Genomic DNA, 247 nt, shown 5'->3' with positions numbered 1-247 from the left:
AATAACCGTCCTTGTATAGTAGGAGATTGGTTGAGTAGTCATTCATCAGGTTGACCAGAGTCTGAAGGAGAGTCCCATGCACCTCTACTAGGTAGGTGCGCATGCTAGAGATGGCCTGACCTTGGAGATTTTTATTGTTGATGAAGTCTGTCATGGCCTTGTTTAGGCTAGCGACCGACTCTCCCCAAGCATTTATCGTCTTTTGACTTTCCACCTGAACAGAGGTGATATCATCAAATTTTATATT

Annotated in this window: 1 protein-coding gene; it reads right to left on the bottom strand. The window is 43.7% G+C overall.

The window, feature by feature from the left end; genetic code table 11:
• Window positions 1-247, bottom strand: a 247-nt coding sequence (locus tag SORDD15_RS09795; RefSeq protein ID WP_231097657.1) for a T7SS effector LXG polymorphic toxin, incomplete at both ends; no start/stop codon positions are given.

The organism is Streptococcus oralis (genome assembly GCF_001578935.1).
GTDB lineage: Bacteria > Bacillota > Bacilli > Lactobacillales > Streptococcaceae > Streptococcus > Streptococcus oralis_R.
The sequence above is the reverse complement of the archived record's forward strand: the minus strand, read 5'-3'. Positions and strand labels throughout refer to the sequence as shown.